Annotated in this window: 9 protein-coding genes; 5 read left to right on the top strand and 4 right to left on the bottom strand. The window is 60.7% G+C overall.

Annotation, left to right across the window (positions count from 1 at the left end):
- Positions 1-17: 17 nt before the first annotated feature.
- Together DVK00_RS13345 and DVK00_RS13340 are read right to left on the bottom strand one after the other, a co-directional pair.
- Positions 18-1190 (bottom strand): ABC transporter substrate-binding protein, encoded by a 1173-nt coding sequence (locus DVK00_RS13345; RefSeq protein ID WP_101351828.1) that lies wholly within the window; start codon positions 1188-1190, stop codon positions 18-20.
- A complete protein-coding gene (locus tag DVK00_RS13340) occupies positions 1187-2227 on the bottom strand; it encodes an ABC transporter substrate-binding protein (protein ID WP_101351936.1) in 1041 nt (346 codons plus the stop codon). The genes DVK00_RS13345 and DVK00_RS13340 overlap by 4 nt, the downstream gene beginning before the upstream one ends.
- Before the next feature lie 587 nt (positions 2228-2814).
- Here DVK00_RS13340 and DVK00_RS13335 point away from each other — a divergent pair.
- The 3 genes from DVK00_RS13335 (at position 2815) to DVK00_RS13325 (ending at position 7581) form a co-directional block, all read left to right on the top strand.
- Entirely contained in the window at positions 2815-3288 is a 474-nt protein-coding gene (locus tag DVK00_RS13335; RefSeq protein WP_101351827.1) for an Lrp/AsnC family transcriptional regulator, read from the top strand.
- Positions 3289-3698: 410 nt separating this feature from the next.
- A complete protein-coding gene (locus tag DVK00_RS13330) occupies positions 3699-5186 on the top strand; it encodes a proton-conducting transporter membrane subunit (protein ID WP_101351826.1) in 1488 nt (495 codons plus the stop codon).
- Positions 5176-7581 carry a DUF2309 domain-containing protein gene (locus DVK00_RS13325; protein ID WP_121512759.1) on the top strand — a complete coding sequence of 802 codons (2406 nt, stop codon included), beginning with the start codon at positions 5176-5178 and terminating at the stop codon, positions 7579-7581. The genes DVK00_RS13330 and DVK00_RS13325 overlap by 11 nt, the downstream gene beginning before the upstream one ends.
- Positions 7582-7807: 226 nt before the next feature.
- Here the strand turns inward: DVK00_RS13325 and DVK00_RS13320 are convergent, their stop codons facing one another.
- Positions 7808-8812 carry a HEAT repeat domain-containing protein gene (locus DVK00_RS13320; RefSeq protein ID WP_121577842.1) on the bottom strand — a complete coding sequence of 335 codons (1005 nt, stop codon included), beginning with the start codon at positions 8810-8812 and terminating at the stop codon, positions 7808-7810.
- A 361-nt stretch (positions 8813-9173) separates the two neighbouring features.
- Between DVK00_RS13320 and DVK00_RS13315 the strand changes: the two genes are divergently transcribed.
- Positions 9174-9695, top strand: a complete 522-nt coding sequence (locus DVK00_RS13315; RefSeq protein WP_101351823.1) for an LUD domain-containing protein — start codon at positions 9174-9176, stop codon at positions 9693-9695.
- Between the two features lie 2 nt (positions 9696-9697).
- The gene (locus DVK00_RS13310; protein WP_101351822.1) at positions 9698-11878 is read left to right on the top strand and encodes an LUD domain-containing protein; all 2181 of its coding nucleotides are present in this window, start codon (positions 9698-9700) and stop codon (positions 11876-11878) included.
- A 209-nt stretch (positions 11879-12087) separates the two neighbouring features.
- On the opposite strand, the gene DVK00_RS13305 is transcribed toward DVK00_RS13310, so the two are convergent.
- Complete coding sequence (locus DVK00_RS13305) at positions 12088-13437, bottom strand: DUF362 domain-containing protein (protein ID WP_101351821.1); 1350 nt, start codon at positions 13435-13437, stop codon at positions 12088-12090.
- Positions 13438-13449 lie beyond the last annotated feature (12 nt).

Raw genomic sequence — 13449 nt, 5'->3', positions numbered from 1 at the left:
ATGACCGGAGAGTCCGATTACTCAGCTGGTCCCTCTGTGATAATCTCCGCGAGGTGCTCCCGGTCGAACAGGTGCGCCTCTGTAAATTCGTCAGGGAAGTAGGCCTTCGCGTACCGTTCAATCATGAATAGGTTGTGCAGCGGGCCGGTGTAGATCGGGCCGCCACGAAACACCCTGTCGTTCTGGACGGCCCGCAACTGGCTGCCCACTTCGTGGTCTTTCATGTACGCGAGAACCGAGTTCTCGAACTCCTCGCGGGTCTTCCCTTCTCGGTGATACCGCAGCAGGAGTGAGTCCGGGTCTATCTCTAACAGCGCCTCGTAATCAAGCGATTCCGAGCCGGAGTACCCCTCGACTCCGGTATCGGCAAAGGCGTCGGAAATCCCGAGCGTTTGGAAGTGTTCTTTATTTGCCCCGTTTCCGTTGATTCGATACGGCGTGAACTCCTCCGGTTCCTCGCCAGCGAACACCAGAGCGGCGTTTGGCCGATCTGCTGGTGCCGGGAGCCGAGCCTGCACCGTTTCGACCATCTCGTCATGTATCGAGCGGATTGCCTCGAAACGGGCCTGCTCCTGAACCATCTCAGCTACCTTCTCGAAAGCCTCGTACAGGCTGTAGTATCGGTAGTCGTGCCAGTCGTCGGTCCGCCGGAAGATGAGGTTCCCGAGAAACGGTGCGACGTTCTCGCGAATCTCCGTGAGGTCAGACTGATCCCACGCCCCGAGCCAGTCGATAAGCGCGTTCGGATCGATGAGGTGCAGGTCTGCGTCCATCTCGTAGAACGGTTCTTTCGAGACGCCGTCGTTCCAGAGCTGTGTGAGCCCGTCGAGGTCAATAGACACTCCATCTAACTCCTCGTAGTGTAGCGTCTTGTACCGCCCACGGTACCAGATTGACTGTACTGCGTCACCGTGACCGAGCGCGACCAGCATATCGATGTAGTCGGCGGTGAACGGGGCGATTGTCTCGGGTACAGTCTCGAATTCGACGGTGCCGACCGGCTCCATGGTAACGGTATACGATTCCGTCTCGGTTGTGGCGGGCGTCCCTCTGTGCTCGGTTGCAGTGGGTTCTGAGACAGCATCGCTGGCACACCCGGCGAGCAAACTGCCGCCCGCAATCAGCCCAGCACCCTTGATATAGTCTCTGCGTGTCGACCGTTCACGCGGCGTTTTGTCGGCGTCAGTCACAGTCCTTCACCCGTGATTATATCTGCGACCCGCTGGCGATCGAACAGCTGTTCCTCGGCGGGAATTTCGGGGTATGGCTCGCCGTCGACATAGCCCGGCCACTCACCGAACTGGTCGGGATACAGTTGTTTCGCAGTCATTTCCGTCTGGAACAGGTTCAGGATCGGACCCTGCCGACGGGCACCCTGAGCGTATATCCGCCCTTCTTGCACGGCAGTCATTTTTCTCAGTACCTCGTCGTCTGCCAGTTGTGACCGAATGTCGTCGAGATTGTGGTACTCCGTCATCGGCCCGAGGACAAGCAACACGTCCGGATCAGCATCAAGAAGCAATTCGGAATCGAGCGTGATATTCCGCCCGTCGTCGCCGTACCCGTTACCGACGGCATCGGCTAAGGCATCGGTCGCACCGAGCGGGCGGGTGTGGGCAGCATAGTAGCCCGGATGGTTCATCTTGTAGCCCCAGATTTTCTCGCCGGATGTGGAAAACAGGACCAGGGCCGCACTCGGCCGGTCATTCGCCGAGGGAAGGCCCGCGTTGATAGTTTGCATCATCGAATCGCGGACGGATCTGAACTCCCCATATCGCTCCCGTGCCCGAAAGACCGCCGCGAGCTTTCCGAAGATTTCCCAAAGTGTGTAGTATTCGTACGCATCGGCCCAGCCTGATGGCGGGTCCTGCTGCGTGCCGCTGAGTGTGTTCCCGAACCACGGGCCAACGTTCGAGCCGATCTCCTGGATGCTGTCGTTGTCCCACCCCTCGGCCGTCGCAACCTTCGCTGGGTCAGCTATGTGTACATCGCTGTCGAGTTCGTACAGTTTCTCCTTCGACGGTGGCCACGAAGAGTACAGACCCTCCCAATCGGTTGAGACGCCCTCCAGTCGATGGAGGAACTTCTGATACAGCGACTGGTGGTATTCGGGCGCGTGCATCGCGTTGATTGCATCACCTCGACCGAGTGCGACCAGCATGTCTACGTGGTGGCCCAGTATCGTGAACACGTTCTGGGGAACCGCATCAAACTCGACGGTCCCCATGGGTGACATTGTAACAGAATAACCGTCGTCGCCCGTCGTCGGGTCGGCTGTTGCGGACGACTGCCCTTCTGAGTCTGTCTGGGCCGGGGTTGATTCTGCGCCGGACTGATCTACACAGCCCGCTAGCAAACCGCCAGCTACCGCTGCGCCGCCGTACTTCATGTAGTCACGTCTCGTCGGGGATCTGTGAGCCGTCTCGTCTTTCGACATAAATATTAGGGCAGCCTAAAAATACATAACTGCTTCGGATTTTAGGTGGGCCTGAAAATCGGGGCACTGCCGTGGGTTTCACTCGATTATCTCGACGAGACATCCGATGGGGACGCCGTCAAGCATACGCTTGTATCCGAATCGACGATGAGGTGATAGTTGCTTCAGATTCGGGAGAGCGTGCGTGATCGGACTGTTCGCACTGGGGTCACATCTGTTTCTCGGCGTCGCAATTCTTCGCTGCAAACGGAGTCAAGCCCGACCTATCGACTGACAGCGCAAGCGCGGTCGAACACCCCGGCTGTATTGCTGCCAGCCACAACAGCGGTATCGGGGAACGTACAACAGTAAAGTGTCCTTGCTGTTGACACACTAGTATGGCCGACGAGGAAATCGACGACGTGGATAGAGCGATTCTGTACGCATTACAGGAGGACGCTCGAAATATGTCGTCCGGGGACATCGCAGAGCGAACCGATACGTCCGACAGCACCGTCCGCAAGCGCATCAACCATCTGGAGTCGAGGGAAGTCATCAAAGGCTACAGCGCTGATGTCGACTATCAGCAGGCTGGCTACCCGCTCCGGATGCTGCTTTACTGCACCGCGTCGATTCCCGACCGGGGCGATTTAATCCCGAAAATCCTCGATATTGACGGCGTTGTCTCGGTACAAGAACTGGTCACCGGCGAGGAGAACCTCCTCGTGACGGCTGTCGGCGAATCGGATAGCGATATCACCCCAGTTGCGCAGGCACTTCTCGATATGGGCCTGACAGTAGCCGACGAAGTTCTCGTCCGAAGCCACGAGACCACGCCCTTCGGTAAGTTCGATTCCGAGTCCGAGAGCTAGCTGAGAACGGTGGTGCTTTTGCGGGGCCGTTGGCCGGACGACTGCGTCTCTATCGATGTGACTGCCTCGTCTTTTGTAAGGTCTTGTTTTCGAACGGCCACGACAAACAAACTGGTGATCTCGACACCTTCCATACTCAATTAGTCCTCAGCAGTTGATTCCGTGCGTCCGTGCGTACGGCCCTTTTTCGAAGAAACTTGTCGATTCAGGCCACGAGACGCCTGTTTCCTACCGTGATGGTGGTTTCGGCTGAGCACCAACGAGTAAACATAATGTTCTATAATACACTTTTTCAGGAACAAATTGGTAGTATAGAAGGATTTAATAACCAGTCCGTTCGCACTATGGGTGAAGACAGCCAGAATCGGTCAATCACAGTCCGTGATTGCCGTGATTGGTAACGAACAACGATGTCAGGACACAACTCATCGAAAACGGTCGGATCACTCCCGGACACGACGGCAGACTCGCCGCTCGTGCCCGTCGCACTCACATGGCTCGTGTGGTCGATGTTTGCCGCGAGCATTGCTGTGCTTGCCGTCCGGGTCCGAACCGGGTTCGCATGGGAGATACCCGGTGCGGTCGCCATTGATGGGTTGACCGTTCTGATGTGGGTGGTCGTCACCTTCTTCAGCGGTATCGTTCACAGCTACTCGCGCCGCTATCTGGCGGGGAGTCGCGTCAAGACGCCCTTTTTCGCCACCGTGTTCGGCTTCACAGTGGTCGTGATGGGGCTGGTCGCGGCTGACCACCTCGCCCTGTTCGGAGCGCTGTGGCTTGCCATGGGGCTGTTGATGGCGAAGCTCATCGGTATCGCCAGCGGCTGGGCCCAGGCACAGGCGGCTGCCACGGTCGCGCGGAAGTACTTCGTCGCCAGCAGCGCGCTTCTCACCGTCGCGCTAACGGCACTGTGGTGGACGACCGGTGCCACATCAGTCTCTGGAATCACGGCGGCCGCCGACTCACTCGGTGGTCCGGTGTGGCTGGCCGCCGCGGGCGCACTCGTGCTCGCGGCGATGATTCAGTCCGCCCTGATTCCGTTCCACGGCTGGCTCCTCTCTTCGATGACCGCTCCGACGCCTGCTTCGGCACTGATGCATGCCGGGTTTGTCAACGCTGGCGGCATTCTATTGACTCGCTTCGCGCCGGTCATCACCGTTGACACCGCGCTCATGCTCGCAATCGTCGGTGTCGGCGGTGCCAGCGCCATCGGCGGGAAACTCCTGAAATCAGTTCAGACGGACATCAAGGGCAAGCTCGGCTGTTCGACGGTCGGCCAGATGGGCTTTATGATCATGCAGGCCGGCCTCGGCTTCTTCGGGGCTGCTATCACCCACCTCATCCTGCACGGGTTCTACAAGGCCTATCAGTTCCTCAGTGCCGGCGGACAGGTCGAACACACGAGCCCGAGCGAAGGAACGCCGCATACGCTCGGGACGACAGCGAGCATCGTTGGCGTCATCGGTACGCTGCTGACCGGACTCGCCGGCGGCGCGGTGTTTGCACTGTTAACAGGCAAAGGAATGACGGTCGACAGTGGGCTCTTGCTGACCTTCTTCGTGGTGTTCACGACGCTGCACGCGGCCCGCAACGCCGTCCAGCAAACCTCGCTTCCGACGGTGGCGCGCTACGGGGCCGTTCCGGTGGTTTTCTTCCCGGCCATCGTCGTCTACGCCGCAGTTTACACGGGCGTCTCGGGACTCATGCCTGTCAGCCCTGCAACGACGGAACTGACGCTACTACACGGCATCATTGCCGTCGTCTTCGTCGGCATTTACACCGCTATCGAGACCGGGGTCCACGAGCGCAGCCAGCGCCTCTACGTGGCGTTGCTGAACGCTGGCCAACCGGCAGCCGACACTGTGCTGACCACGACGGAGGACTACAATGAGTACTGAATCCACCATCCACGACAGTATCGACACCGCAGCAACCACCGTCGGCTCCCTCTGGCCCATCCACTCGTTCGTGACGGCAAACCCACTCGCGGGGTTCGAGGACCAGCCGTTCAGTGAGGCGGTCGCGCAAGCGTCCGAACTGCTGGGCGGCCGTGGCTACCCCAGCGCGGAGACGTTCCGTGCGGCGCTGGAGCGCGGCCAGATAGACCCGGAGATTCTCGACGCGGAACTCTCCGAAGCCGGCTACGAAAGCGACCCCGAGATACTGCTCGACCGGCTGGCAGAAGTGACCGATGCCGCGGACAGTGACTCCGACACTGCTCCGGACCGCGTCGACCAAGTGTTGACAAAATGGCTGTCGGCGTTCCTCGACGAGGGGAGCGCCCACTGGTCGATGCCGAACCGCGAAGCGGGGTTCTACACCGCCTTCCGTGGGATGGCCGAACACGACGGCGAGATTCCCGACGAGGGAATTATCACTGCCCTGCCGGAGACGCCGACCGAGACCATCGAAACGGTGCTCGCGTCGTACCCGGAGAGTCAGTGGGTGCACATCTTCGAGGAGCAACTGGCTGCCCTCCCGGGCTGGACGGGACTCATCAAGCAGCGTGCCGACGACGAGAGCGAGTGGCAGTCGGCGTGCCCGATTACGCTTGCGGGATACCTCGCGGCGCGTCTGGCGCTTCTGGATGCTGTCGGTGCTGATATCGCTCCCTCGAACGACAGCATCGACCCGGACCCGGCCGCCGAACTCGCCGGAGCGTTCCTGCGTGCCTGGGAGGCGACCTATCGCGGCGACCTCGTCGAAACCGTCGCCACGGAGAGCCAGTCACTCGCCGACAGCGACAGTTCGGGTCGTCCGGACGCCCAGCTTGTCTTCTGCATTGACACTCGCTCAGAACTCATCCGCCGTCATCTCGAGGCCGTGGGCGACTACGAAACCCACGGGTACGCTGGTTTCTTCGGTATTCCGATGGAGTACCAGGGCTACGACACTGACGTGTCGGTCGATGCCTGCCCGCCGATTCTTGACCCCCAGCACCACGTCACCGACGTTCCGACCGACAGCGAGACCCAGAAGAGCTACGACCGCTTATCCGGCATCCGTGAGACTGCCGACGAAATTGTCGAGACGCTGGAGGCCAACGCCGCCACGGCCTACGGTTTCGTCGAGACTGCCGGGAGCGGGTACGGCCTCGCACTCGCGGCTCGAACGCTTGTCCCCGGGCGCGTGCAGGACCTGTTTGACGCGGCAGAGCGCTCGGTGCCCGACGACCACGAGTTCTGCGACCCGCTCGTCCACCACCAGCACACCTACACCGGTGACTTGCCCGTCGGGCTGACCACCGATGAGAAAGTCGAGTACGCCGCCACCGCGTTCGACTTGATGGGCTGGGAGACGTTCAGTCGCCTCGTCGTCTTCACCGGCCACGCCAGTGAAACAACCAACAATCCATACGATTCGAGTCTGGACTGTGGTGCCTGCGCCGGCAACCCCGGCGGCCCGAACGCCCGCGTGCTGGCTGAAATCTGCAACGACGAGGAGGTCAGGGCCGCGCTCCGCGACCGCGGATTCGAGATCCCTGCCGATACCGTCTTCCTCGCTGGTGAACACAACACGACGACCGCTGAGGTGGACCTGTACGACAGCGATGTCCCCGAGAGCCACGCTGATGACCTCGCGCAGTTGCGTGCCGACCTCGCGACGACCCGCGAGAACGCGGCTGCCGAGCGTGCCGAATCGATGGGCGTCGACGGTGCGTCGGGAGTCAGCGAAACGGAACGCCGCGCCGCCGACTGGGCCGAGACCCGCCCCGAGTGGGGTCTGGCTGGCAATGCTGGCTTCGTTATCGGTCCCCGCGAACTGACGAGCGGTGTCGACCTCGACGGCCGCGCCTTCCTCCACTCTTATGACTGGTCGACTGACCCCGACGGTGAAGCGCTCGAAGCAATACTCACCGGTCCAATGGTCGTCACGCAGTGGATCAACACCCAGTACTACTTCTCGACGGTCGACAACGCTGTCTACGGCAGCGGGTCGAAAGTGACCCACAACCCCGTTGGCAACGTCGGTGTCTACCAGGGCAACGGCGGTGACCTGATGACCGGCCTGCCGCTACAGTCGCTCATGGCTGCTGACGACGATCCGTACCACCAGCCGCTCCGTCTCTCGACGGTCATCCACGCGCCGGTCGACCGCGTCACCGACGTGCTCGCTGACCACGCTGAGCTGGCAGACCTGGTGGACAACAACTGGCTCGCTCTCACAGTCGTCGACCCAACGCAGGCCCACCGTGCCTTCGAGTACGAGCATGACTTGGAGTGGTCGCCAGTGTCTGCCCTGCCCGAGGCCGATGTTGCGGAGTCGACCTCGCCCGCGGCCGCGGACGACTAACCCGGGTGCGAATAGGCGGCCTCCGGACGCCATAGGCCGTCGATGCTTCGAAAGCGCTACTCTCACGCTGCGTTCTCTGGTCCGGTCAGCGGCTCAAAAATCACACTCAATTTATATACAGACCGTCTAGATGCTATTCGATTTGAAGTAAGTAGTAATATATCCGACTGAGATGACCGTATACGGCGGGGCCGTTCTGTGGAAACTGCAGTAATCCGACCGTCCTTCACAGCGGGGTGCCACAGCTTGGGCAGAGCGGGGGGCCGGAATCGGGGAGTGAGAGTCCGCAATGTGGGCACTCGCCATCATCTCCCGACGTACGGATTTCTGAGACAATGTCGGCTGTTTGCGTGCGAATCGTCTCTTTCGTGGCTACTTCGTCATATGCACTGTCAAGCTCTTCCCCACGGGACTGGGATAGAGCGAGCTGCGCTCGCTCTGCGACAAACTCGTGGTCGTCGGTGAGTGCGTCGAGCCGGTCGTGTGGGAACGACGCCAGGTCAGCAGTGCCGGCGAGCAAACCTAGCGCTTCGGCCGCCCGCCAACGAACGTATCTGCTTTCGTCTTCGAGACCTGATATGAGTTCTTCACTGGCGTCTGTAAGCCGTTCGGGACACTCAGTACCGATGACGACGAGTGCCGTGCTCAGGTGATATCGAACCAGTTCGTCGTCCACGTGGAGATGCTCGGCGAGTGAATCGACCTGATACCGGAGTCTGTCGGGACTACCCAGGGCGATGTAGGACAGGGCCTTCGCCAATTTCTCTCGTACCTCTGGTTCGTCGAACTCCAGACCGATACGCAGGTCTGCTACGACCTCCGGCGAGACGACGGCGTCGGGATGGTCGACGGCGACGTAGCCCAGCGCCTCCGCGCACCGTGCACGGACGTAGTAGAACTCCGATTCGTCCGCAAGTCGCTCGGCAAGCGTCGGGACGACGGGAACCACGCTGTCCGGCGCGCCCTCACTGACTGCGACGAACAACTTCGCTGTCGTGAGTCGTGTCGGCCGCTCACTGCCCTGTAAGAACTCAGTGAGCGACGGCAGGACGCCGCCGAACAGTTCGGGGTGGCCCTCGGCAGCCGCTTTGAGTGACTGCAAGCACGTCTGCTGGGTCGCTGGTTCGGCCCTCGAAAGACCCTCAAGCGCTGTTCGTGCGTCAGCTTCTTTCCCCTCTTCTAGTAATGTCGCAACCTTTGTCTCTGGAGGTACGCCGGGTGGGTTATCCATCGATCCGTTGTCGGTGTTTCTCACAGAACCCACAAAGTCCCTTGCCTCCCGGTCGTTGTTCGACACAAACACAACCGATCACTGTTGCAACTGCTATGACGAGATTGATAGACTGCCTAGTGACGGAAGTGGCAGATATACATCCATATATTCGAATTATTATCTAAGAGTGTCGAATTTGGATATAAAATCTGGAAAGAATGTAAATAATAGCAGTAAATGGAATCAGGATACCAGATATAATATAAAAACACTATCCAGTTCGGGAGGGAAGGTGAACGGTGATCGACCACGCCTGCTGGGCCGTCGTCTCTTTCAGACAAAAATTAAATGATGATGTAGGTTTTCGGTTCGCGTATAGATGGAAAGCAAACGCGCTTCGTTCGAGGGGTCGCTCGAAGCACTGGGCGTGTCAGTTTCCAGCACACCCGAGTCTGAACTTGAAGCCGCTGTCACGGAGGCAGTCACGGAGCCGGCAGTCGGGATCGGGCTTGACGAGACGGTCGGGGACGAGGCGTTTTCTCTCGCAGAGACGCCGGTAACAGTCGATCCGACGCCGGTCGGGCTTCGCGAGGCGACCACCGGCGTAACCGGTGCCGAACTCGGTGTCGGCGACTACGGCTCACTCGTCCTCACGATGACCGAACAGGCCAGTGAACTCGTGAGCCTGTTCGTTGAGCGCCATGTGGCTATTCTTCACGAGGAAGACATCCAGCCAGATATGGACGCAGCTGTGGCAGAACTGGACGAGCGGTTTACCGAAACGAACGGGAGCGCGATCATCGCAACAGGACCGAGCGCGACAGCCGATATGGGCGCGCTCGTCAAAGGCGCACATGGGCCTAAGGAGGTCCACGTCATCATCGTCGAGGAGGCGGCCTGACAATGGCGACTGCCGACGAAATCCGCGAACTGATGCGGACCGAAGGGGCAGCAATCGCGGAGAACACGCAGGGGTTCAACGCGGGGCGCTATGACTCTGTCGGGGACCTGGAGGACTACGAGGACCTCAAGCGAGCAGCCCGCAGTATCAAGGAGGACGCAATCGCGGAGCTACCGGAGCTTCTCGACCAGCTCACGGAGACCGTCGAAGCGAACGGCGGGACAGTGTACATCGCCGACGACGCTGCTGACGCGAACGAGTACATCCGCGAGGTAGCCGACGAGCGAGCGGCTGACCGGGTCGTCAAGAGCAAGTCGATGACCAGCGAGGAGATCGAGGTCAACGAAGCGCTCGAAGCGGATGGCGTGGACGTGGTCGAGACGGACCTCGGCGAGTGGGTGTTGCAGGTCGCCGACGAAGCCCCGTCACACATCGTCGCTCCCGCGATTCACAAGTCACGGGAGAGCATCGCTACGCTGTTCAACGAGCGGTTCGACCCCGACGAACCACTGGAGACGGCCGAGGAACTGACCCATTTCGCTCGCGAGAAACTCGGCGAGCAGATTACCGACGCGGAAGTCGGTATCACCGGTGCGAACTTCATCGCAGCCGACACCGGGACGATGGCGCTGGTCACCAGTGAAGGGAACGCTCGCAAGACGGTGGCTGCGACCGACACGCACGTCGCTGTCGCTGGCGTCGAGAAGGTGATTCCGACAGTTGCGGACCTCCACCCGTTCATCGAACTCATCGGTCGGTCGGGCACCGGTCAGGACATCACGTCGTACGTCTCCTTGCTGACCCCGCCAGTTGACACGCCGGTCGTCGATTTCACGGACGACGAAACGCCGCTGTCGGAATTCGACTCCGAACGCGACTTCCACCTCGTACTTATCGACAACGGCCGACTTGAGATGCGAGACGACGAACAGCTCCGGGAGACGCTGTACTGTATCCGGTGTTCCGCCTGTTCGAACTCCTGTGCAAACTTCCAGAGCGTTGGCGGCCACGCCTTCGGCGGGGAGACGTATTCGGGCGGTATTGCGACGGGCTGGGAAGCCGGCATCGAAGGGCTGGACGTGGCCGAGGAGTTCAACGACCTCTGTACCGGGTGTACGCGCTGCGTAAACGCCTGCCCGGTTGGCATCGACATTCCGTGGATCAACACCGTGGTCCGGGATCGGATCAACCGCGACAAGGACACCCCCGGTGAGTGGCTCGTCGACGGCCTCACCCCCGACGAGGAGGACGACGGTGCCCCCTTGCAGAAACGCTTCTTCGGAAACTTTGAGACCGTGGCGAAACTCGGCAGCGCCACCGCGCCGGTGTCGAACTGGCTGGCCGATACGACACTCGCCCGACAGACGATGTCACGAGTCCTGGGTATCGACCCGCGGCGGGACCTGCCAACGTTCGAACGGGAGACGCTCGTCGACTGGGCCGCTGCTCGTGACTCACAGGTCGATGATCCCGAGCGCCGGGCAGTGCTGTACCCGGACCTGTACACGAACCACGTCCAGGTCGAGCGCGGGAAAGCCGCGGTAAAGGTCCTCGAATCGCTTGGCGTCGATGTGGTGGTTCCACCGGCTCCGTCTAGCGGCCGCGCGCCGTTTTCTCAGGGGATGGTTGCGACGGCGACAGACCACGCCGAACGGGTCACAGAGGCCCTGGCCCCCCACATCCAAGACGGCCGCGACGTGGTCGTTATTGAGCCGAGTGACCATGCGATGTTCACACGGGAGTACGAACGCCTCATCGACGAGTCGGCGTTCGCTGACATCGCGGCGAACAGCTACGAGGTGTTCGAGTACGTGTTCGGCCTGCTCGACAACGGGGCGGCCGTCGATTCACTCTCTACCGTAGAGGGGGCCGAAATCGCGTACCACAGCCACTGCCAGCAGCGGACACTCGGGCTCGAAGCTCATACCGTCGCTGTGCTCGAGGAGTGTGGGTACGATGTCGTCACATCTGATGTGGAGTGTTGTGGCATGGCCGGGAGCTTCGGGTATAAGTCCGACTACTACGAACTGAGCATGGATGTCGGAGACAGACTCCGGACACAACTACGAGACGACGGCGTACAGGACCGGCCCGTTGTCGCCAGCGGAACCTCGTGTCTGGAGCAGATCGACGCTCTGCTTGAGCGGCAGCCGAGCCACCCTATTGAGCTCTTGGCGACGTAACCTTTTTTACGGTTTGCGTGCGCGAGCCAGCACAATCACCTAACGCGTGTACGCCCGTTATTTACCCCGTTTTTATAGCCTTCCGTGAGGCAGGCCCGTGTGTCGCTTGGCCTTCACGGTCTGAGATATCGTGTAAGTGTCGCCGCGATAAAACATAGCCCACCCCGCCTACGCTCTGCAATACACGTGTACAGGTCTGCTACCGGCAGCTACTCGCGGAGCGGCGGCGCGACGAGCTGTCCGGTATCAAACTCAATCGGTGACGGCTCTTCGATGACACGGAGGTCAGCACGGTCGCGTGCGGCCTCGACCAGCGCTGGCGAGGCGTAGAGCCGGTGAAGGTGCATCGTATCAGCTGCACGGAGGACACGAACGGTTTCGGTGTCGACGACGCCTATCGTCGACAGCGCAGCGACGATGCCGGCGCGGTCGGTTTCGACCACTGGCGGCAGCTTCACTCCACGAATAGTGCTTGCAGTGAGTGCGTTGATAAGCGACGTTTGCGCGTCGAGTTCTGCGACGACATCTTCGTGAACGACATCCGCGGAACCGACACCCATCGCGTTCCCGTGTGTCTTTTCGGTCAGCCCGCGTGTGAAGATGCGCTTGATGTCTGGCGTCTCCGGAGCCGGTTCGTTTATCGAAAACGGTCGGCGACCGATAACGTTCGTGTCCAGTCCCTGACCGCTGATTTCTTTCCCCTGGCGGTCGAATATCACGAGGTCGAGGTCCCCGAACGGGAGTGTCGGCATCAGTTCGTAGGCAGTCTCTAACAGCTCCGCCTCGCGGTCGAGGAACCCACTCGGCGGCACACCCTCTATCAGCGTCGTCTCGTCGTGCTGGTCCTCAACGATTGCGACGCCGCCGACAATGGGCAACTCGTCGAGTAACTGGCCGGTAATCTCTGGAATCATCCGCCGGAACGACCAGTCGACAGCCCACTTGTGAGCAATCTGTGCGCCGCGTTGCTTGCCCATCCCGATGACCAGCATCTTCGAGAGCCCGCTTTCGACGGGACCGTCGAAATCCGTGTGCGGCTTGACGCGGTTGATGGGGATGATTGCATCAGCCGCCACAGCGGTATCGTCGGCGACGACAGGCACATCACGGTCTGGTGTCCGTCCGACCTCGACAACATCCATCGTCGACCGGATTTCACAGCCTATTGCTGACTCTGTCACGCCCAGCTCGTTCAGCATCGTTCGCTGGCCCTCGCCGGTCGCGCCACCGTGACTCCCCATGGCTGGGAAGACGAATGGCTTGTAGCCGGCATCAGACACTGCTTCAACGACGCCGGCGACGATAGTGGGAAGGTTCGCGATACCGCGACTACCGACGCCAAGCGCGACCTCGCCGCCTGCAGGTACCTCGGCAAAAGATAGTGACTCGACTGCCCGCGCTGCGTGTACTGCGACGTCGTCCGGCGCTATCGGGTCTGTCTCCCAGTTCTGTTCGATGACGCCGAGTTCGGGGAGCGGCGGGTCGCCACAGGCATCGACGATCGTCTCTTCCGGGACGGAGAGGGCGTCCGCCGCGACCTGTTGATCAGGTGCGTTCATGCACGGCATATC

Source organism: Haloarcula sp. Atlit-47R, assembly GCF_003665985.1.
GTDB classification, from domain to species: Archaea; Halobacteriota; Halobacteria; order Halobacteriales; family Haloarculaceae; genus Haloarcula; species Haloarcula taiwanensis.
Note: the sequence above shows the minus strand (reverse complement) of the source record. Positions and strands in the feature narration are given on the sequence as shown.